General features: G+C 75.4%; 21 protein-coding genes. 10 read left to right on the top strand and 11 right to left on the bottom strand.

What is annotated here, in order from left to right:
- Positions 1–65: 65 nt before the first annotated feature.
- The 3 genes from QWJ41_RS18765 to QWJ41_RS18755 form a co-directional block, all read right to left on the bottom strand.
- A complete protein-coding gene (locus QWJ41_RS18765) occupies positions 66–1,460 on the bottom strand; it encodes an FGGY family carbohydrate kinase (protein ID WP_302710014.1) in 1,395 nt (464 codons plus the stop codon).
- A gap of 47 nt (positions 1,461–1,507) precedes the next feature.
- Complete coding sequence (locus tag QWJ41_RS18760; protein WP_302710013.1) at positions 1,508–2,665, bottom strand: zinc-binding dehydrogenase; 1,158 nt, start codon at positions 2,663–2,665, stop codon at positions 1,508–1,510.
- A 114-nt stretch (positions 2,666–2,779) separates the two neighbouring features.
- Positions 2,780–3,454, bottom strand: a complete 675-nt coding sequence (locus QWJ41_RS18755) for a hypothetical protein (protein WP_302710011.1) — start codon at positions 3,452–3,454, stop codon at positions 2,780–2,782.
- Between the two features lie 435 nt (positions 3,455–3,889).
- Here QWJ41_RS18755 and QWJ41_RS18750 point away from each other — a divergent pair, with 435 nt between their 5' ends.
- The gene (locus tag QWJ41_RS18750) at positions 3,890–5,155 is read left to right on the top strand and encodes an ATP-binding protein (RefSeq protein ID WP_302710010.1); all 1,266 of its coding nucleotides are present in this window, start codon (positions 3,890–3,892) and stop codon (positions 5,153–5,155) included.
- Positions 5,156–5,190: 35 nt separating this feature from the next.
- Here QWJ41_RS18750 and QWJ41_RS18745 read toward each other — a convergent pair whose 3' ends face one another.
- The 5 genes from QWJ41_RS18745 to QWJ41_RS18725 form a co-directional block, all read right to left on the bottom strand.
- A complete protein-coding gene (locus QWJ41_RS18745) occupies positions 5,191–6,084 on the bottom strand; it encodes an alpha/beta hydrolase fold domain-containing protein (protein WP_302710009.1) in 894 nt (297 codons plus the stop codon).
- Positions 6,085–6,100: 16 nt separating this feature from the next.
- Positions 6,101–7,171, bottom strand: coding sequence for an NADH:flavin oxidoreductase (locus tag QWJ41_RS18740; RefSeq protein ID WP_302710007.1), 1,071 nt, complete (start codon positions 7,169–7,171; stop codon positions 6,101–6,103).
- A 63-nt stretch (positions 7,172–7,234) separates the two neighbouring features.
- Complete coding sequence (locus tag QWJ41_RS18735) at positions 7,235–7,690, bottom strand: GAF domain-containing protein (RefSeq protein ID WP_302710005.1); 456 nt, start codon at positions 7,688–7,690, stop codon at positions 7,235–7,237.
- Positions 7,687–7,905: a CDGSH iron-sulfur domain-containing protein gene (locus QWJ41_RS18730; RefSeq protein WP_302710004.1), complete on the bottom strand. Its 219-nt coding sequence runs from the start codon at positions 7,903–7,905 to the stop codon at positions 7,687–7,689. The genes QWJ41_RS18735 and QWJ41_RS18730 overlap by 4 nt, the downstream gene beginning before the upstream one ends.
- Complete coding sequence (locus QWJ41_RS18725) at positions 7,902–8,921, bottom strand: iron-containing redox enzyme family protein (RefSeq protein WP_302710003.1); 1,020 nt, start codon at positions 8,919–8,921, stop codon at positions 7,902–7,904. The genes QWJ41_RS18730 and QWJ41_RS18725 overlap by 4 nt, the downstream gene beginning before the upstream one ends.
- A gap of 76 nt (positions 8,922–8,997) precedes the next feature.
- Between QWJ41_RS18725 and QWJ41_RS18720 the strand changes: the two genes are divergently transcribed.
- Positions 8,998–9,657: a methyltransferase gene (locus QWJ41_RS18720; RefSeq protein ID WP_302710002.1), complete on the top strand. Its 660-nt coding sequence runs from the start codon at positions 8,998–9,000 to the stop codon at positions 9,655–9,657.
- 120 nt (positions 9,658–9,777) lie between these two features.
- On the opposite strand, the gene QWJ41_RS18715 is transcribed toward QWJ41_RS18720, so the two are convergent.
- Complete coding sequence (locus QWJ41_RS18715; protein ID WP_302710001.1) at positions 9,778–10,029, bottom strand: hypothetical protein; 252 nt, start codon at positions 10,027–10,029, stop codon at positions 9,778–9,780.
- Positions 10,030–10,224: 195 nt separating this feature from the next.
- Here QWJ41_RS18715 and QWJ41_RS18710 point away from each other — a divergent pair, with 195 nt between their 5' ends.
- Positions 10,225–10,872: a response regulator transcription factor gene (locus QWJ41_RS18710; RefSeq protein WP_302710000.1), complete on the top strand. Its 648-nt coding sequence runs from the start codon at positions 10,225–10,227 to the stop codon at positions 10,870–10,872.
- Between the two features lie 13 nt (positions 10,873–10,885).
- Positions 10,886–11,965: an FUSC family protein gene (locus QWJ41_RS18705; protein ID WP_302709998.1), complete on the top strand. Its 1,080-nt coding sequence runs from the start codon at positions 10,886–10,888 to the stop codon at positions 11,963–11,965.
- A gap of 21 nt (positions 11,966–11,986) precedes the next feature.
- Here the strand turns inward: QWJ41_RS18705 and QWJ41_RS18700 are convergent, their stop codons facing one another.
- Positions 11,987–12,421 carry an SRPBCC family protein gene (locus QWJ41_RS18700; RefSeq protein WP_302709997.1) on the bottom strand — a complete coding sequence of 145 codons (435 nt, stop codon included), beginning with the start codon at positions 12,419–12,421 and terminating at the stop codon, positions 11,987–11,989.
- Between the two features lie 102 nt (positions 12,422–12,523).
- Between QWJ41_RS18700 and paaA the strand changes: the two genes are divergently transcribed.
- Genes paaA through paaE form a run of 5 tightly spaced genes read left to right on the top strand, consistent with a single transcriptional unit; the run spans position 12,524 to position 16,478 of the window.
- On the top strand, positions 12,524–13,540 hold the full coding sequence (gene paaA / locus QWJ41_RS18695) for a 1,2-phenylacetyl-CoA epoxidase subunit PaaA (RefSeq protein ID WP_302709996.1): 1,017 nt from the start codon (positions 12,524–12,526) through the stop codon (positions 13,538–13,540).
- A gap of 14 nt (positions 13,541–13,554) precedes the next feature.
- Positions 13,555–13,866 (top strand): 1,2-phenylacetyl-CoA epoxidase subunit PaaB, encoded by a 312-nt coding sequence (paaB, locus tag QWJ41_RS18690; protein WP_302709995.1) that lies wholly within the window; start codon positions 13,555–13,557, stop codon positions 13,864–13,866.
- A 14-nt stretch (positions 13,867–13,880) separates the two neighbouring features.
- Positions 13,881–14,816: a 1,2-phenylacetyl-CoA epoxidase subunit PaaC gene (gene paaC / locus QWJ41_RS18685; RefSeq protein WP_302709994.1), complete on the top strand. Its 936-nt coding sequence runs from the start codon at positions 13,881–13,883 to the stop codon at positions 14,814–14,816.
- A gap of 2 nt (positions 14,817–14,818) precedes the next feature.
- Positions 14,819–15,364 (top strand): 1,2-phenylacetyl-CoA epoxidase subunit PaaD, encoded by a 546-nt coding sequence (gene paaD, locus QWJ41_RS18680; RefSeq protein WP_302709993.1) that lies wholly within the window; start codon positions 14,819–14,821, stop codon positions 15,362–15,364.
- A gap of 1 nt (position 15,365) precedes the next feature.
- A complete protein-coding gene (gene paaE / locus QWJ41_RS18675) occupies positions 15,366–16,478 on the top strand; it encodes a 1,2-phenylacetyl-CoA epoxidase subunit PaaE (RefSeq protein ID WP_302709991.1) in 1,113 nt (370 codons plus the stop codon).
- A 34-nt stretch (positions 16,479–16,512) separates the two neighbouring features.
- Here paaE and QWJ41_RS18670 read toward each other — a convergent pair whose 3' ends face one another.
- Complete coding sequence (locus QWJ41_RS18670; protein WP_302709990.1) at positions 16,513–17,157, bottom strand: TetR/AcrR family transcriptional regulator; 645 nt, start codon at positions 17,155–17,157, stop codon at positions 16,513–16,515.
- Between the two features lie 147 nt (positions 17,158–17,304).
- On the opposite strand from QWJ41_RS18670, the gene QWJ41_RS18665 reads away from it, so the two are divergent.
- Entirely contained in the window at positions 17,305–18,165 is an 861-nt protein-coding gene (locus tag QWJ41_RS18665) for a serine/threonine-protein kinase (RefSeq protein WP_302709989.1), read from the top strand.
- Positions 18,166–18,187 lie beyond the last annotated feature (22 nt).

Genomic DNA, 18,187 nt, shown 5'->3' with positions numbered 1-18,187 from the left:
TGAGCCTAACTGCCCGGTCCAGGCGAGGCCGGGGCGGCCGGGGTGGCCGGGGGGCCCTGTGAGGGTCAGGACCAGTCGGCGGTGCGCTCGCGCAGCCGTGCGTAGGGCTCGCGCACCTGCGGCGTCGGCTCGGCGCTCAGCGTGCTCGTGCCGGTGGCCGGCCAGGCGGGCGGGTCGGGCGTCCCCGCGAGCGCCCAGGCGGCCTGCCGGGCGGCGCCCAGGGCGACGTACTCGCCCGGCTCGGGCAGCTCGACCTCGCGCCCGAGCACCGCGGGCAGCACCTGCTGCAGCGCCGGGCTGCGGGTCGCGCCCCCGACCAGCAGGAGGCGGCCCGGGGCGCCGCCGCGGCTGCCGGTGCGGGCGGTCAGGGCGTCGACGGTGTCGGCGAGGCTGCAGGCCAGCGCCTCGAACGCGGCCCGGGCGAGGTCGGCCCGGTCGGTGGTGGTGGTCAGGCCGGTCCAGGTGCCGACCGCGTGCGGGCGGTCGGGGGTGCGCTCGCCGCCGTAGTAGGGGAGCAGGGTGGTGCCGTGGGAGCCCGGCGGGGCCGGGAGCGCCAGGGCGGCGAGCTCGTCGTGGTCGACGCCCAGCAGCCGTGCCTGGAGGTCGAGGACACGGGCGGCGTTGAGGGTGACCGCGAGCGGCAGGAAGCCCCCGGTGGCGTCGGCGAAGCCGGTGACCAGACCCGACCCGTCGAGCACCGGCTCGCCCACGCGCTCGGAGGCCACCCCCGAGGTGCCCACCGAGAGCAGCACGTCACCGGGCTGCAGGTCGAGTGCCAGCGCCGCCGCCATGTTGTCGCCCGTGCCGGCGCCCAGCACCTGGCCCGCTCTGGTCTCGGCGGCCGCCTCGCCGGGGCCGGCGATGCGGGGCAGGGCCACCTCGCGGCCCAGCGCGGCGGCCGCCAGGTCGGGGCGCCAGCGGTCGTCGACGGTCGAGAAATAGCCGGTGCCGGAGGCGTCGCCGCGGTCGGTGAAGGCGGGGGTGCCCGGCGCGGCCAGGTGCTGGGAGAGGTGGTCGTGGGGCAGCAGCACCCGGTGCGTGCGCCGCGCGGACTCCGGCTCGTGGTCGCGCAGCCAGCGCAGCTTGGTGACGGTGAACGAGGCCACCAGCACGCTGCCGACGAGCTCGGCGCAGGCCTCTGGGCCGCCCCACTCCTCGACCAGCTGCCGCGCACCGGCCGCGGAGCGGGTGTCGTTCCACAGCAGGGCGGGGCGCACCGGGTCGCCATGCTCGTCGAGCGCCACCATCCCGTGCTGCTGGCCCGCCACGGCGACGGCGCTCGCGCGGGGCAGCAGCGGGCCGGCCGCCTGCGCCAGCGCCTCGGTCCAGCCCCGCGGGTCGACCTCGGTGCCCTGGGGGTGCGGCGCCGAGCGCTGCTCGACGACGGTGCCGTCGGCGGCGTCGACCAGCACCGCCTTGGTCGACTGGGTCGAGGAGTCGATGCCGAGCACGAGGGTCATGGGTGCCGGTCTAGTGCACCGCGGCCCCCGGGCTCAAGGGTGGTCGCTCAGGGCGTGGTGACGCTGCTCGAGGGGTCGATGAGGATCTTCGCGTGCCGCTCGGGGTCGCCCAGCGCGGCGAAGGCGGCCGCCACCCCGTCGAGGCCGACCGTGCCGGTGACCATGGGCGTCGCGTCGATCTTGCCCTCGGCGAGCTGGTGCAGGGCGTCGCGCAGCTCGAGCGGGGTGTAGGCGAGCACGAAGCGCAGGTCGATCTCCTTGTTGATCGCCATCGTTGGCCGCAGCCGGTCCTCGCCCATGCAGACCCCGACCACCACCACGCGGGTGCCGATCGGAGCGGCGCTGACGACGCCCTCGATCATCCCCGGCACGCCCACGCACTCGAAGACCACCGGGCCGGTGATGTCGGCGGCGCCGAGCGCGTCGGCCGCGCGGTAGAGGTGCACCCAGCCCGGCAGCCGGCGCAGTCGCCGCATCGAGTCGAGGGCGTGGTCGAGCACCTGCGGCGCCGAGCGCATCCACCCCGCCGCGGCAGCGGCGTCGTACGGCGACTCCTCGGCGGGGTCGACCACCGTGTCGGCACCGCAGGCCAGGGCCAGCTCGCGCCGCGCCGCGGAGTAGTCGGAGGCCACGACGCGGCGGACCCCGCGGGCCTTGAGCTGGAGGATGACGGCGAGACCGACCGGGCCGCAGCCCAGCACGACCGCGACGTCCTTGCGGCCCACGTCGCTGCGGTTGACCGCGTGCAGCGCCACCGCCATCGGCTCGGTGAGCACGGCGGTCTGGGCGTCGAGGCCGTTGGGCACCTTCAGGCTGAGCGCGCCCTCGACGAGCACCCGCTCGGCGTACCCGCCCGGGGCGCGCGGCGAGAGCCCCGTGGGGTGCACGCCGGCGCTGTCGCGCACCAGCGGGAACGGCACCACCAGGTCGCCCTCGCGCAGCCCGCGCCCGGCGCCGCGGCCGCGCTCGACGACCTCGCCGACGATCTCGTGGCCCGGCACCACGTGGTTGTCGCGGCGGATCGAGTGCGCGTAGCCCAGCTCGTCCATCACCTCGGCGAGCGCGTCGCCGTGGTCCTTGGCGTGCAGGTCGGAGCCGCAGATGCCGCAGCGTCGTACCTCGAGCACCAGCTGGCCGCGCCCCGGTCGCGGGTCGGGCAGGTCGACGACCTCGAGGCGCCCGCCGGAGCAGTCGACCGCCCTCACCGGTCGGCCGCCTCGGTGCGCTGGGTGGGCTGGGGCAGGTCGGCGGGGGTGTCTCGGCGGCTCACCCGCGCAGTATGTCGCCCCGCCCGCCCGCGTGCCGGCGCTTCTGCCGGCTCAGGCCGCCAGCACCGCGTCCGGTGCGCCGGAGGCAGCGACGGCGGCCGCCGCGAGACGCGGGCCGCGCACCGACAGGGCGCACAGCACGCTCAGCGAGGCGGTGACGCACACGACCCCGAAGACCAGACCGCCGACGAGCAGCCCCGGCAGCGACTCGCCGAACCACACCAGGCCCTGGGCCAGCAGCAGCCACCAGCTGGTGGCGGAGACGCCGGAGAGTGACGGCACCCGCCACGCCCCGACGGCCTGGGGCACGAAGACCAGCAGCGAGCCCACGCCGAGCAGGCTGCCCAGCAGCCCCGGGGCCAGGGCCACGACCCCGAGCAGCACCAGCGCCCAGACCGCCGGCACCAGGCAGGAGGCCGACCAGGCCAGGCTCCGCACGGCCAGGGCGGTGACCGCGACCCACACCAGCCCGGCCAGCACGTTGCCGACCAGCAGGCCGGTGGCCTCCGTCGGTGCGAGGTACCAGGTCCAGGCCACGTAGTTGACCAGGCCGGCGAGCAGCGCCGGCAGGGAGAGCCCGGCGGCGTCGCCGGTGCGGGCGAGCCGGGTGAGCTGGGGGAGCAGGGGGACGACGCCGATGGCGACGACCACGACGGCGTACAGGGCTTCGAAGGAGACGACGGGCAGGGGCACGAGGACCTCGGGGCGGGCGGGCCCTGGGCGCACGCACGGCACCGGCCGCCGGCGGGCCGGCCCGCGCAGGCGGGCAGGGGTGAGCCGGTGGTCGGAGGACGAGCGGACGCGAGCGGGCGGACGGGACGGGACGTGGGTGGCGCCGCGGTCGGGCCGGGTGCGTGGAGCGCCCCTGACCGACCCCCAGGTGACGTCGTACTCGCCGGCCGCGTGGCCTCGTCGTTCTGTCGGGCTGGTGGTGCTGGTGCCGGGAGAAGAGTAGAGCCACGCAGCCCCGGTCCGCTGCCAACCGGGCACTCCCGCGACGTCGCGGCGACGTGGTCTGCGTCACGTCGGTGTCACGTGGACTCGAGCGCGCCACGGACCCGACCTGGCGAGGGTGGGGGCGGTGGACGCCGCGGCTGGCTACGATGCCGGAGGCGGCAGCGGGCCGCCCAGGGGCGCGCAAGGGGGTGGACGCCTGTGCCGGTGTCGGTGCTGAGCGAGGAGCGGGTGCTGCCCGCCGAGCCTCGCAGCGCCCTCGAGGCACGCCGTCTCGTACGCCGCCTGCTCGCCGAGGCGGGCGCCGACCGCTTCGTCGACGCCACCGAGCTGGCCGTCTCCGAGCTGGTCACCAATGCCGTGGTGCACGCCGGCGGCGAGGTGCGGCTGCGGGTGCGCTGCGAGCGGGGGGCGGTGCGCGTCGAGGTCGACGACACCAGCTCGCACCGGCCCGTGCCGCGGCACTGGACCACCACCTCGGGCACCGGCCGCGGTCTGCACCTGCTCGCCGACTGCGTCGACGTCTGGGACGTCGACATGCGCCCGGGGGTCGGGAAGACCGTCTGGTTCGAGATCGGCGGCACCCACGCCCGCGCCCCGCAGGACAGCGAGTCCCTCGACGACGAGCGCGACGCGGTCGTCGAGGTGGAATTGGTCGGCGTGCCGCTGCTGATGCACCACGCCTGGCAGGAGCACGCCGCCGGCCTGCTGCGCGAGCACCTGCTGCTTCGCCTCGAGGACGACCCGGGTGCCCTCGACGAGCACGCCGCGGCCAGCGACGCGCTCAACCTGCTGCACGAGCAGGTGCCGAAGCCCGACCTGCACGAGGACGGTGAGGCGATCATGGCCTACGCGGTCGAGCCCGCGGTGAGCGTGGAGCGGATGGTGCTGCGGGTGCCCGTGGCCTCGGTCCCCCACTTCGAGGTGCTCTCCGCCGCGCTCGGCTCCGCCCTGGCCCACGCCCGCGAGGGCCGCCTGCTCGCCCCGCCCACCCAGCCCGAGATCGAGCTGATGCGGGTCTGGCTCTGCGGCGAGGTGCTCGGCCAGGCCCGTGGCGCCGCCCCGAGCGCCTGGACCAGCACCGGTCTCGACGTGCCGCGACCCGTGCCCTCCCCGCTCCTGGGCGCCGCTGCGGTGACCGCGATCGTCGAGGTCGGGACCGTCATCGTCACCGACGAGCGCCACGACATCGTCGGGATCAGCCCCGCGGTGTCGGCCTTCCTGGGCTATGACGATCCGTCGCTGCTCGAGGGGCGCCGCGTCCTGGCGATCGTGCCGGCCCGCTACCACCAGGCCCACGTCGCCGGCACCACCATGCACTCCTCGCACGGGCGCGACGTGCTGCTCGACCAGGTGGTGCGGGTGCCGGTGGTGCGCGCCGACGGCAGCGAGGTGGTGGCGGCCTTCGAGGTCACCGCGCAGCGCCTCGACACCGACGACCGCGTCTTCGTGGCCCGCTTCCTGCTCGACTGAGCGCGTCGCTCGGGCCCGGTCGACCCCTCAACGACTCAGTCGGTCAGCCAGGCCACCAGCTCGGTGGCCAGGTCGCGCTGCTCGGGCAGGCCCGGGAAGAGCGCCCAGTCGTGCGGCAGGCCCTCGCGCACCCGCAGCTCGAGGTCGGTGCCGCCGGCGGTCGCGGCCCGCTGGGCCAGCTGTTCGCACTGCGGCCAGAAGAGCTCGCGGGTGCCGACCAGCGCCAGCACCCGGCCCAGCCCGGAGAGGTCCGCGAGGCCGGGGGAGATCCGCGGGTCGTCGAGCCCGTGCGGGCCGGCGTACAGGCGGGCGGCGCCGTGGAGCGCGCGCCTGCTCAGCAGCGGGTCGAGCCGGTCGGCGGCGATCGTGCCGGCGTCGGCCATCACCGCGTCGACCCACGGCGAGAGCAGCACCGTGGCGCGCGGCATCGTCGCGCCCTCGTCGCGCAGCTGCTGCAGCAGCGCCACCGAGAGCCCGCCGCCGGCCGAGTCGCCGGCCAGCACCGGCGCCGGGCGATCCTCGGCGGCCGCGGCCTCGACGGCCAGCTCCCACGCCTCACGCACCATCGGCAGCGTCTCGTCGACGGTGTGCTCGGGGGCGAGCGGGTAGTCGACCAGGGAGACCGCGTAGCCGTGCCCGAGCAGCCGGGAGAGGAACGGCCAGTGCTGCGCCTGCAGCGTGTAGGCGCCGCCGTGCAGGTAGAAGACGTGGTCGCGTGCGTGGGCCGGGGTCACGGTCGCGACCCGTCCGGCGCCGACCTCGGTGGTGGCCACGTCGTGACGGGCCGCGAGCGAGCGGGGCACCAGCGGCGTGCGCAGCCGCGGCGGGTGGGTGAAGACCCGGGTCACGAGCGCGTCGGGCACCAGCCCGAAGGCCCGCACCGCCAGGCGGGCCTGCCAGGAGGGGGTGCCGGTGGCCGGCACGGGCACGGGGGACGACGTCGGCTCAGGCAACGAAGTCCCACCCCGCGGCGAGGTACTCGATGAAGTCGGGCCCGACGCGCTCGGCGCGCAGGTGGTCGCGGCTGACGGGCGTGGCGGCCATGGCGAACGCCGGGTCGGCCAGCGCGCGGCGGGCGAAGTCGTGGTGCAGGATGCCGGCGGTGCCGACGGTCACGAAGTCGGCGCCGCGCTCGAGGCACCAGTCGGCGTCGGCGGTCGAGACGATGCCGCCGGCCACCCCGAGGCGCGCGCTGCCGCGCTCGAGGGCGGTGAAGTGGTCGATCAGCGCGCCGTCGTACGCCGTCTCGAAGGGCGCCGTGCGCACGTCCCACAGCGACATGTCGAGGTGGTCGACCGCGCCGGAGACCATCAGCTGCTCGGCGAGCGAGGTCGACTCGGCCAGCGCGATGCCGCTGCGCTCGGGGGTCAGCCGCATCCCGACCTGGAAGTCGGGCCCGGTCGCGGCGCGGATGCCGTCGACGACCTCGTGGAAGACCCGGGCCCGGTTCTCAGGGGAGCCGCCGTAGGCGTCCATGCGGTGGTTGGAGCGGGCGTCGAGGAACTGCGCCAGCAGGTAGGCGTGGGCGCCGTGCACCTGCACGCCGTCGAAGCCGGCCCGCTCACAGCGCACCGCCGCGTCGACGAAGTCCTGCACCACGCGCTGCACCTCGCCGGTGCCCAGCGCTCGCGCACCCTTGGCCTCGTCGTCCCACGGGGCCACCGTCGGGTGGCCCGACAGCTCCTGCGAGGCGCGCATGCCGCCGTGCTGCAGCTGCACGCACGAGGTGGTGCCGCTCTCGCGCAGGGCCGTGGCCAGCCGGGTCAGCCCGGGCAGGAAGCGGTCGTCCCACACCGCGAGCTGGCCGTCCCAGCACTGGCCCTCGGGCGAGACGTGGGCGGCGCAGGTCATCACCATCGCGAAGCCGCCCTCGCCCCGCGCGACCAGCCAGTCGAGCTCGTCGTCGGAGAGGCTGCCGTCGGCGTGCGACTGCAGGTTGGTCAGCGGCGCGAGGGTGATCCGGTTGGCCCAGGTGGGGCCGTGGGCGAGGGCGAGGGGGTCCTGGAGCGAGGTCACGGCTCCATCATCCACGCCCCCCCACGACCGCGACCCGGCCGGTTCGAACCAGCCGGGTCGGCGTCAGCGGTCGTGGATGCGCTGCAGGTTGCGCCCGCCCCGGGCGAAGGAGGAGCGCACCGCCGGCGGCACGTCGGGGTCGGCGACCTCGAGCCAGGCCGAGGCGGTGCGCCTCCGGGCCGGTGTCGTAGCGCCAGCCACCGTCGAGCACGCCTCGCCACCAGCCGCCGTCGGCGTCGCGGGTCCAGGCCAGGTCCCGTCGGCCTCCTCGGCGAAGCGCCGCAGCCGGGCCGCGACCCGCTGGTCGTGCTCCTCCTCGACCAGCCCCAGCGCGTCGGGCAGGTCGACCGGCTCCCGCGAGAGCCGCCCGCCGGTCCCGCACACGCCCTGGGCGAGCGCGCGGCGTACGGCGGCGGCGTGGTCGACCGCGTCGTCGCGCGAGCGCATCGGCGCCCGCAGGACCCGGGGCTCGGCGGGTTCGAGGGGCGCTGCGGGTTCGAGGGGCTCGGCGGGGCTCACACCGAGCCGAGCCGACGGGCACGCGGGCCCCCGGCGGCGCGCGCCTTGTGCGAGCCGTCGCACCAGGGCTTGAGCGAGGAGGCGCCGCAGCGGCACACGGCCGTGACGGGCCGGGAGGAGACGTGCCGCTGGCCGTCCTCGTCCTCCACGACCACCTCGCCGCGCACCAGCATCGGCCCGTCCTCGCAGAGGGTGACCTGCGTGGGCTCGCTCATGCGACGTCCTCGCCGGCAGCGGTCTCGTCGTCGCGGCGCACGTGCTCGAGCACGGCGGTCGCCGTGGCGGCCTCGGCCAGCAGGCACACCGCCGCCCCGAACGCGATCTCGGGCTCGCTGCCGGGCACCTCGGCGACGTAGGAGCCGACGAGGTCGCGCACCGCGAGCTGCTCGTGCACCGCGTCGGCGACCATGTGCTCGCGGTAGTAGGCCACCATCGGCTCGGGGGCGCCGAGCCGCTCCATGCCGCGCACCACGCGCCGCGACGGCACCGCGCTGGTGACCTCGAAGGCCGCCAGGTGGCCCAGCGCCGCGGGCACCAGGCGTCGGTGCAGCCCCAGCAGGCTCATCAGGTTGTTCTGCTCCAGCACCGCCGGCAGCGCGCCGTCGACGTGGGCGGCGTACGCCGCGTCGAGGCCGCAGGCGCGCATGCCGCGCGCCCACAGCTGGGCGTGCAGGTCGTCGGGACGGCCGTTGCCGTACTCGTCGGCCGCGATCGTCACCAGGTGCGCCTTGGTGGTGTCGGGCAGCCGGGGCAGGGTCCACATCGCGGCGTCCTGCTCCTTGACGTGGTAGATCGAGCGCTGTCGCAGCACCTCGGCCAGCTGCTCCTCGTCGGCCTCGCGCTGCAGGAAGCGGGCCACCGACTCGGCGCCGGTGTCGGCCTCGCAGAGCGCGAAGAAGGCGCGGGCCAGGTCGGCGGGCTCTGCCCCGACGGGGAGCTCGGGCAGGTCGGCCGCCGCGACCCGCTCGCGCCAGCGCTGCTCGAGTCGCCGCTCGAGGTCGCCGCGCAGCGCCAGCAGGTCGGGGCGCCACTCGTGCTCGGTGCCGCCGTCGACGGCGTCGTCGAACCCGTGGTGGTGCAGCTCGTAGAGCAGCCACAGCGCCAGCTCCTCGTCACCCGAGCCCAGCGGCGCCGGCTCGGGGGGTGTGCGGTCGACCAGGGTCGTCTCGCCGCGCAGGTCCGCGATCAGGGCGGCGCTGAGCGGGCCGCGGGCACGGGGGAGGGTCGGCATGCTCTGACCGTTCCCCGTCTGCGGGGTGCTCATCCACCCCCACAAGGGTGTCCGCGGGTGGCCTAGGTTGCTGCGCATGCCTGCACCGACCCCCGGGGGGACCCCGGAGACGACCCAGGACACGAGCCTGCGCCGGATGGGCTTCGGCCCCCTCGAGATCGCGTACGACGACAGCGTGCTCGAGCCGCGGCCCTGGACGCAGGCGCAGTCCCTGTGGTCGCGCGAGCTGCTCGCCGACGCCCCCGCCGGCCGGGTGCTCGAGCTGTGCGCCGGGGTGGGCCACATCGGGCTGCTGGCCGTGCACGGCACCGACCGAGCGATCGCCTGCGTCGACCTGTCGCCGCGGGCGTGCGAGCTGCTGGCGGCCAACGCCGAGGCCAACGCGATGGCCGGGCAGGTCGAGGTGGTGCACACCGACCTGGCCGGCCTGCCCCTCGACGAGGAGCGCTTCGCGCTGGTGGTCGCCGACCCGCCGTGGGTGCCGAGCGCCGAGGTGGGTCGCTACCCGGCCGACCCGACGCTGGCCATCGACGGCGGCCCGCAGGGCCTCGACGTGGCCCGCGCGTGCATCCGCGCCGCCGGGGCCTGCCTGGCCGACGCAGGGGTGCTGGTGCTGCAGGTCGGCACGCCCGAGCAGGCCGCCTCGCTGGCCCCCGACCTGGAGGCCGCCGGGCTGGGCACGGTCGAGGTGCGGGCGCTGGAGCGCGGCACGCTGGTGCGCGCCGACCGGCTCTGACCCCACCCGGTCCGCGACCCGGCTCGTTCGAACCGGCCGACTCGCGACCCGGCTCGTTCGAACCGGCCGACTCGCGACCCGGCTCGTTCGAACCGGCCGGGTCGGGTCAGCAGGCCCGGGTCAGCAGGGCTCGGCGGCGGGCACCGGCGCGCCGGTGGTGTCGGCCTGCTCGCGCACCTGGTCGCACAGCCCGGCGAGGCGCAGGGCGTACTCGTCGGTGTCGAGGCGACGCCCGGTCCAGGCCCGGTGCAGGTCGATGGCCTGCAGCCGCACCCGGGCCGAGAGGACCGGATCTCGCCGCTCGATCCGAGCGAGCTGCTGCATCAGGCTCATCCGCGTCTGGGTCACCTGTGCGTCGACGTGCGTGTCCATGTCCCACCTCCCGGGTGTCGTGTCCGTCTGGTGTCGCCATCGTAGGTCGCGCCCCCGCGCCCGGCCGAGTCGGCGAGGACGCGGCGGGGCCTGCCACAGGTGCTCCCGCGGCAGCATCATCCTTGCGGATGAACCGCGTCCCGGCCCACGGCGGCGACGAGGTGTCCCGGACGTGTCGTCCCTATGATCGGATCCATGTCCAGCCCCGTGCGCATCGCGATCGTCAACGACTACGAGATCGTCGTGGCCGGCATCGCCGCCGTCCTCGAGCCGTTCTCCGACCGCGTCAGCGTCGTCGAGCTCGACAGCGGGATGCCGGTGGTCGGCGACGTCGACGTGGTGCTCTACGACTCCTTCGGCCAGGTGCAGGGCGGCGACGTCGACGTGGCCCGGCTGATGGCCGGGGGGAGCGGGCGGCTGGTGATCTTCAGCTGGAACACCGAGCCCGAGCTCGTCGAGGCCTCGCTGGCCGCGGGCGCCTCCGGCTACATCCCCAAGGGCATCCCCGCCAAGGAGCTCGTCGACCTGATCGAGGCCGTGCACCGGGGCGAGAAGGTGCTGCCCAGCACCGTGCCGACGCCCGAGAACGACGACTTCGGGCGCTGGCCGGGCCGCGAGCACGGCCTGAGCCCCCGCGAGGCCGAGGTGCTGGCGCTGATCTGCCAGGGCCTGAGCAACCAGGAGATCACCGAGCGGGCCTTCCTGGGCCTGAACACCGTCAAGACCTACATCCGCTCGCTCTACCGCAAGATCGGCGTCGACAGCCGCACCCGGGCGCTGCTGTGGGGCATCGACCACGGCTTCCGCCCCGACCACGTGCGCCGTCCCGGCCCGCACGCCTGAGACGGGTACGCCGGTGCAGCGTCCGGACGTCCGTTCCCCGGTGCGCAGGGCTCTGGGTCGTCTTCGCGAGCCCGCCGTGCACACCGACCTGCTGCAGGTCGTCAAGGCCACCATCGCCACGGTCGTGGCCTGGGTGCTGGCCGACACGTGGCTCGACCTCGAGCAGGCGTTCCTGGCGCCCTGGGTGGCGCTGCTGACCGTGCACGCCACGGTCTACCGCTCGGTGCTGCGCGGCGGCCAGTCGGTGGTGGCGACGTTCCTCGGCGTGCTGCTCGCGTACGCCGTCTTCGAGCTGTGGGGCTACGGCCCGCTCTCGCTGGGGATCGGGGTGCTGGTCGGGCTGCTGATCGCCCGGCTCCCCCCGCTGCGGCTCGAGGGGGTGGCGGTCGCCACGACCGCCCTGTTCCTGCTGACGCTGGGCGGCACCTCGGAGGAGTCGCAGCTCGTCGACCGGCTGCTGGCGACCGCGATCGGGGTGCTGACCGGCATCGTGGTCAACCTCGTCGTGGTGCCCCCGCTCGACGACCGCGGCGCCGAGCACCAGCTCGACCTCATCCACCGCCGGCTCGGGGCGCTGCTGCGGCGGATGGCGGCCGAGCTCGACGAGGGCGTCGACGACGACGGGGTGCGCGCGTGGGTCGAGGAGACGCGCGGCATCGACGCCGAGGTCGACCGGGCCGAGTGGCTGCTGGACTACTCCCGCGAGTCGCAGTGGTGGAACCCGCGCCGCAACCGCTCGTCCAGCGCCAGCGACGCCGACCTCGGCAGCGAGGTGCTGGTGCGCCTCGAGGAGGGCGTCGCCCAGGCCCGAGCGATCGCGCGGACCCTGGAGGAGTCGGTGGTCGAGGCCGAGGACTGGGACCCCCGCTTCCGCGACCCGTTCCTGCGCCTGCTCGACCAGGTCGGGCGCCGCATCAGCGACCCCGAGGCCCACCTGCACTCGCTGCAGGAGGAGATCGACGCGCTGGCCCACGAGCTGTCGGCCCAGGACCTGCCGGGCCTGCGGTGGCCGCTCTACGGCTCGCTGATCACCTCGCTGCGCCACGTCGTGACCATCGTCGACGACGTCGCCTCGACCCTGGCCCGTCCCTGACCCTCCTCCGGAGCCGGCGGGTCAGCGCTCGAGGTGCGCCTTGAGCAGGGCCAGGTCCTTGCGCGTCGCGCGCCGCACCGCCAGCGCCATCACCGGCGCCGAGACGCCGGCGAAGCCGCTGGGCCGGCCCCGGTTGGCCAGGGTCATCCGGGTGCCCTCGCCCTCGGGCGCCCAGGTGTAGGTCGTCTCCATCGGGAACGGGCCGTCGGAGGTACGCATCACCAGCCGCTCGCCGGGCACCAGCTCGACCACCTCGTAGGTGTAGGCCAGCCGGCGGCCCAGGAAGCGGGCCACGAAGTCCATCCGCGAGCCGAGCGCCACCGGTGGCGGCGTGCGCCACTCGACGCTGCGGATGTTGGCGTACCACTGCGGCGCGTTGCCCGGGTCGCCGGCGTACGCCGCGACCTCCTGCGGCGGGCGGGCGATGTGGGTGTGCACCTCGACGTCGACGTCCATCCGCCCATCCTCACGCGTCGCCGCCCGTGCTGGGCACTTGTGACCGGGGCCACGCCGTGGTGCAATTAACAGACCGATCGGTCAGTAATCCCAGGAGGCTCGATGAGCACCAGCACCGACGAGGCCCGGCTCGAGGAGCAGTTCGAGGCCGTCATCGCGCGCCACGAGCGCATCGAGCCGCGCGACTGGATGCCCGAGGGCTACCGCCGGACCCTGGTGCGCCAGGTCGCCCAGCACGCGCACTCCGAGATCATCGGGATGCAGCCCGAGGGGGCCTGGCTGACCCGGGCGCCCTCGCTGCGCCGCAAGGCGGTGCTGCTGGCCAAGGTGCAGGACGAGGCCGGCCACGGGCTCTACCTCTACTCCGCCTGCGAGACCCTCGGCGTGTCCCGGGCCGAGCTGACCCGGATGCTGATCGACGGGCGGCAGAAGTACTCCTCCATCTTCAACTACCCCACGCTGTCCTACGCCGACGTCGGCACCATCGGCTGGCTGGTCGACGGCGCGGCGATCTGCAACCAGGTGCCGCTGTGCCGCACCTCCTACGGGCCCTACGGACGCGCGATGATCCGGGTCTGCAAGGAGGAGTCCTTCCACCAGCGCCAGGGCTACGAGCTGCTGATGACGATGATGAGCGGCACCGACGAGCAGCGCGCGATGGTCCAGGAGTCCGTCGACCGGTTCTGGTGGCCGGCGCTGATGATGTTCGGCCCGCCCGACGACGCCTCGCCCAACACCGCGCGCTCGCTGGCCTGGGGCATCAAGCGCAACACCAACGACGAGCTGCGCCAGAAGTTCGTCGACATGACCGTGCCGCAGGCCGAGCGCCTCGGCGTCACCCTGCCCGACCCCGACCTGCGCTGGAACGAGGAGCGCGGCGCCCACGACTTCGGGCAGCCCGACTGGGACGAGCTGACCCGGGTGATCAGTGGCGCCGGCCCGTGCAACGCCGAGCGCATCGCCCACCGGCGCCGCGCCCACGAGGACGGTGCGTGGGTGCGCGAGGCCGCAAGCGCGTTCGCGCGGGCGACGAAGGAGCCCGGGCGAGACCGCGCGCAGGTCGAGCAAGCCCCGGGGTCGAGCCTGCGAGACCCCGACGGGCGGGTCGAGACCCGGTGAGCGAGGAGACGACGATGACCACCACCCCTAACGACACCAGCCCCCGGGCCGAGTGGCCCCTCTACGAGGTCTTCGTGCGCGGCAAGCGCGGCCTCAACCACGTGCACGTCGGCTCGCTGCACGCCGCCGACGACACGATGGCCCTGCACCACGCCCGCGACGTCTACACGCGGCGCAACGAGGGCGTGAGCATCTGGGTGGTGCGCGCCGACGCGATCACCGCCTCGAGCCCTGATGAGAAGGACCCGCTCTTCGCGCCGTCGGGCGACAAGGTCTACCGCCACCCCACCTTCTACGACGTCCCCGCCGACGTCCCCCACATGTGAGGCGCGGCCACCCCATGAACCAGCACACGAGCCAGCACGAGTCGGTGTACGACGGCCTGGTCGAGGACCACGGCGACGTGTCGGGCCAGTGGGCCTTCGGCACGTCCTTCGAGGACCCGCTGGCCGGTGTCGACACGACGATGCCCGAGGGGGTCGACGGCGCCGACCTGGCGGCGTACTGCCTGGGGCTCGGCGACGACGCGCTGGTGCTCTCGCACCGCCTCTCGCAGTGGTGCAGCCGCGCGCCCGACCTCGAGGACGACATCGCGATCGCCAACATCGCGCTCGACCTGCTCGGCCAGGCCCGGCTGCTGCTGGCCCGGGCCGCGGCCGCCGACCCGGCCGTGGTGCCGGTGCTGCCCGAGGGCTCCCCGGCGCCCGACGAGGACCGGCTGGCGTTCTTCCGCGAGGCCGGCGAGCTGCGCTGCACCCGGCTGGTCGAGCTCGAGCACGGCGACTTCGCCCACCTGGTCGTGCGGCTGCTGCTCTTCTCCACCGCGCGCCTGGCGCTGCTGCACCGCCTGGCCGGCACCCGCGACCCGGTGCTGGCGGCGATCGGCGCCAAGGGCGCCACCGAGGTCACCTACCACCGCGACTACGCCGCACGCTGGGTGGTGACCCTGGCGCGCGGCACCGAGGAGTCGCGGCGCCGGCTGCTGGCCGCCCTCGACGAGCTGGCGCCCTGGCACCCCGAGCAGCTCGACACCCACCCCGTCGCCACCCGCCTCGCCGAGAGCGGCGCCGGCGTCGACCCCGCGGCCACCGCCGAGGAGGTCGAGGGCGTGCTGGCGCAGGTGCTCGAGGAGGCGCGGTGCCCCTGGCCCGAGGCCCCCCGGCGCGGCGGCGTACGCGGCCGGACCGGACGCGACGGCATGCACACCGAGGCGCTGGGCCGGCTGCTGGCCGAGATGCAGGTCGTGGCCCGCGCCCACCCACTGGGGCGGTGGTGAGCATGAGCACCGCCGAGCGCACGCGCGGGCCGGGCGTCGCCGAGGCCGAGGCGGTCGCCGCAGGCGTCACCGACCCCGAGATGCCGATGCTGACGCTGCTCGACCTGGGCGTGCTGCGCGAGGTCGTCGTCGAGGAGCACCCGGCCGGCACCGCCGGCACCGTGGTCACGGTCGCGCTGACGCCGACGTACTCCGGCTGCCCGGCGATGGCCACGATGCGCGACGACCTGGTGCGGGCCCTCACCGAGGCCGGCTTCGACGAGGTGCGGGTGCAGGTGCGGCTCAGCCCGCCGTGGACCAGCGACTGGATCACCCCGCGCGGTCGCGCCGCGCTGCGCGAGCACCGGATCTCGCCCCCGGCCGCCGTCGAGGCCCGCCCCGCCGGGCCGGTGCCGCTGCGCCTGGGCGCCACCCGGCGCGAGCTGGCCTGCCCACGCTGCGGGTCGGACGGGCCCGAGCTGACCTCGGAGTACGGCCCGACCGCCTGCACCGCGCTCTACCGCTGCACCGCGTGCGGCGAGCCGTTCGAGCACGTCAAGGAGATCTGAGATGAGCGCACCCGCCGTCGAGCGCCCCCGCAGCCGCACCTTCCACGCCCTGCGCGTGGCCGCGGTCGCGGCGCTGACCGACGACTCCGCCGCGATCACCTTCGAGGTGCCCGACGAGCTGGCCGAGCAGCTGGCCTTCGACGCCGGCCAGTCGCTGACCGTGCGCCGCGTCGTCGACGGCGTCGAGCACCGGCGGTCCTACTCGATCTGCGCCCCGGTGGGCGCGGCGCCACGCATCGGCGTCCGCGAGATCCCCGGCGGGGTCGTCTCGTCGTGGCTGGTGCGCGAGGTGCGCCCCGGCGACGAGGTCAAGGTGCAGCTGGCCCCCGGCGGGTTCCGCGCCACCCCCGAGGTGCTCGCCGCCGGCGGGCGGCACCTGTGCGTGGCGGCCGGGTCGGGCATCACCCCGGTGCTCTCGATCGCCGCCAGCCTGCTCGCCCACCCCGACGCCCGGGTCACGCTGCTCTACGGCAACCGGACCACCGCGTCGGTGATGTTCGCCGAGGAGGTCGCCGACCTCAAGAACGCCTACCCCGCCCGGCTGCAGGTCGTGCACGTGCTCAGCCGCGAGCCGCGCGACGTCGAGCTGCTCTCGGGCCGCCTCGACGCCGAGCGGCTCGAGCGGGTGCTGACCACCCTGGCGCCCGTCGGCCCCGACCACCCGGTCGACCACGCCTGGCTCTGCGGGCCGCACCGGATGGTGCAGGACGCCCGCACCGTGCTCGGGCGCCTGGGCCTGGCCGCCGGGCAGGTGCACGCCGAGCTGTTCTTCGTCGACGAGCCGCCGCCCGAGCTGGTGCGGGCCACGGCCGCCCCCGGTGCCGGGTCGGACCGGGCGACCAGCGAGGCGACGGTGGTGCTCGACGGGTTGAGCTCGACCTCGACCGTCGCGCGCGACCGGCCGCTGCTCGACTCGGCCCAGGAGACCCGGGCCGACCTGCCCTTCGCCTGCCGCGGCGGGGTCTGCGGGACCTGCCGGGCGCTGGTGCGCGAGGGCGAGGTCGAGATGGCGCGCAACTACGCCCTCGAGCCCGCCGAGGTCGAGGCCGGCTTCGTGCTGACCTGCCAGGCGCGCCCGCTCACCGACGCGGTCACCGTCGACTTCGACGCCTGAGCGGCCCTGCGCCCACCGCCCCGGCCTGCGGCGCTCAGTCGCTGCCGGGTGAGGCGGCGCGCAGGCCGTCGAAGGCCAGGGTAGTCACCGCGTGCGCGAGCACGCCCGCGTCGACGTCGCCGCCGGGACGGTGCCACTCCACCAGCGAGTTGACCATGCCGAAGAGCAGCCGGCTGACCAGGTCGGGGTCGACGTCGTCGCGCAGCGAGCCCTCGTCCACCGCCGCCCGCACCAGGTCGGCCAGTCGGGCGTCGATCCAGCGCCGCCGCTCGAGCGCGGCCAGCTCGACGGGGCTGTTGCCGCGCACCCGCAGCAGCAGCGTCACCTCCGGCTGGTGGGCCACCAGCACCTCGACGCTGCGGGCGACCAGCGCCCGCAGCCGCTCGTACGCCGAGGCCGGCGGGCGGCCCGTGGCAGCGGCGTACGACGTGGTGGTGGCGGCCTCGACGGCCTCGCTGAGCTCGGTGAGCGCGGCGTCGAGCGCCATCTCGAGCAGCTGCTCCTTGCTGGTCACGTGGTGGTAGATCGCCGACTTCGTCAGCCCGAGCTCGCGGGCCAGGTCGCCCATGCTGGTCGCGTCGTAGCCCTGCCGGTTGAACAGCGCCACCGCCTCGCGCAGCACGTCCTGCTGGTCGTGACCGGGGCGGCCGCGTCGGGCCGGGGCGGCGGGGTCGGCCATGGGGCCAATATGGCACGGACCTGACCTGTCGATGGTGCGGGAGCGACCGCTCGGTGGTGCGGAACCGACCGCTCGTCGGGCGTGAACCTCACCTTTACGGGCGGGGAGGTGGCCAGGGGTGGGGTGGGCGGTGTGATCATGTGGGTCATGAGTGCCCAGCGCGACACCGAGACCCCGGCGGCGACGTCGGTGGTGGTCGGTGGGCGCTACGAGCTGGTCGAGCTGATCGGCAGCGGCGCGATGGGCAGCGTCTTCGCCGCCCAGGACCTCCGCGACGAGCGCCTGGTCGCGCTCAAGCGGCTGCACGCCCAGCGCGCCGACGACGACACCGCCCGGAACCGGTTCGAGGCCGAGGCACGCACCCTGCGCCAGCTCTCGCACCCCGGGCTGCCCCAGGTCTACGACGTGGGCGAGGACGACGACGGGATCGCGGTGCAGCCCTACCTCGCGATGCGCCTGGTCACCGGCGACACCCTCGGCGAGCTGGTCACCGAGCGCGGCCCGCTGCCGCCGCTCGAGGTCGCCGGGCTGGTGGCCAAGCTGGCCTCGGCGCTGAGCGCGGTGCACGCCGCCGGCGTGGTGCACCGCGACATCAAGCCCGCCAACATCGTGGTCGGCGAGTCCGGCCAGCCGGTCCTCGTCGACTTCGGCATCGCCACCGGCGACGACATCGAGCCGCTGACCAGCACCGGCGAGGTCCTCGGCACGATGGAGTACATCTCGCCCGAGCAGGTCTCGGGCCGCCGCGCGACCGCCGCCTCCGACGTCTACTCGCTGGGCGTCGTGGCCTTCCAGTGCCTGACCGGCGTCAAGCCCTTCCAGCGCGAGTCGCCGGTGGCCTCGGCGCTGGCCCACCTCAACGACCCGGCCCCCGACCTGCCGCCCAGCGTCGACCGGCGCCTGGGCGAGACCGTGCAGCGGATGCTCGCCAAGGACCCCGCCGACCGCCCGCTGGCCGCCGACGTGGCCCGGCTGCTCGAGCGGGTGCTGGCGCGCCGCCGGCGCTGACCCCTCCGCTGGGCCGACGGGC

Origin of the sequence: Nocardioides cremeus, from assembly GCF_030518195.1 — a bacterium.
In the GTDB taxonomy this organism is placed as follows: Bacteria; Actinomycetota; Actinomycetes; order Propionibacteriales; family Nocardioidaceae; genus Nocardioides; species Nocardioides cremeus.
Note: the sequence above shows the minus strand (reverse complement) of the source record. Positions and strands in the feature narration are given on the sequence as shown.

Coding starts and splice junctions, on each gene's coding strand:
- paaA (WP_302709996.1), top strand. CDS start 12,524: ATGAGCACCAGCACCGACGAGGCCCGGCTCGAGGAGCAGTTCGAGGCC.
- paaD (WP_302709993.1), top strand. CDS start 14,819: ATGAGCACCGCCGAGCGCACGCGCGGGCCGGGCGTCGCCGAGGCCGAG.
- QWJ41_RS18715 (WP_302710001.1), bottom strand. CDS start 10,029: ATGGACACGCACGTCGACGCACAGGTGACCCAGACGCGGATGAGCCTG.
- QWJ41_RS18730 (WP_302710004.1), bottom strand. CDS start 7,905: ATGAGCGAGCCCACGCAGGTCACCCTCTGCGAGGACGGGCCGATGCTG.
- QWJ41_RS18665 (WP_302709989.1), top strand. CDS start 17,305: ATGAGTGCCCAGCGCGACACCGAGACCCCGGCGGCGACGTCGGTGGTG.
- QWJ41_RS18670 (WP_302709990.1), bottom strand. CDS start 17,157: ATGGCCGACCCCGCCGCCCCGGCCCGACGCGGCCGCCCCGGTCACGAC.
- QWJ41_RS18700 (WP_302709997.1), bottom strand. CDS start 12,421: ATGGACGTCGACGTCGAGGTGCACACCCACATCGCCCGCCCGCCGCAG.
- QWJ41_RS18725 (WP_302710003.1), bottom strand. CDS start 8,921: ATGCCGACCCTCCCCCGTGCCCGCGGCCCGCTCAGCGCCGCCCTGATC.
- QWJ41_RS18765 (WP_302710014.1), bottom strand. CDS start 1,460: ATGACCCTCGTGCTCGGCATCGACTCCTCGACCCAGTCGACCAAGGCG.
- QWJ41_RS18720 (WP_302710002.1), top strand. CDS start 8,998: ATGCCTGCACCGACCCCCGGGGGGACCCCGGAGACGACCCAGGACACG.
- QWJ41_RS18710 (WP_302710000.1), top strand. CDS start 10,225: ATGTCCAGCCCCGTGCGCATCGCGATCGTCAACGACTACGAGATCGTC.
- paaC (WP_302709994.1), top strand. CDS start 13,881: ATGAACCAGCACACGAGCCAGCACGAGTCGGTGTACGACGGCCTGGTC.
- paaB (WP_302709995.1), top strand. CDS start 13,555: ATGACCACCACCCCTAACGACACCAGCCCCCGGGCCGAGTGGCCCCTC.
- paaE (WP_302709991.1), top strand. CDS start 15,366: ATGAGCGCACCCGCCGTCGAGCGCCCCCGCAGCCGCACCTTCCACGCC.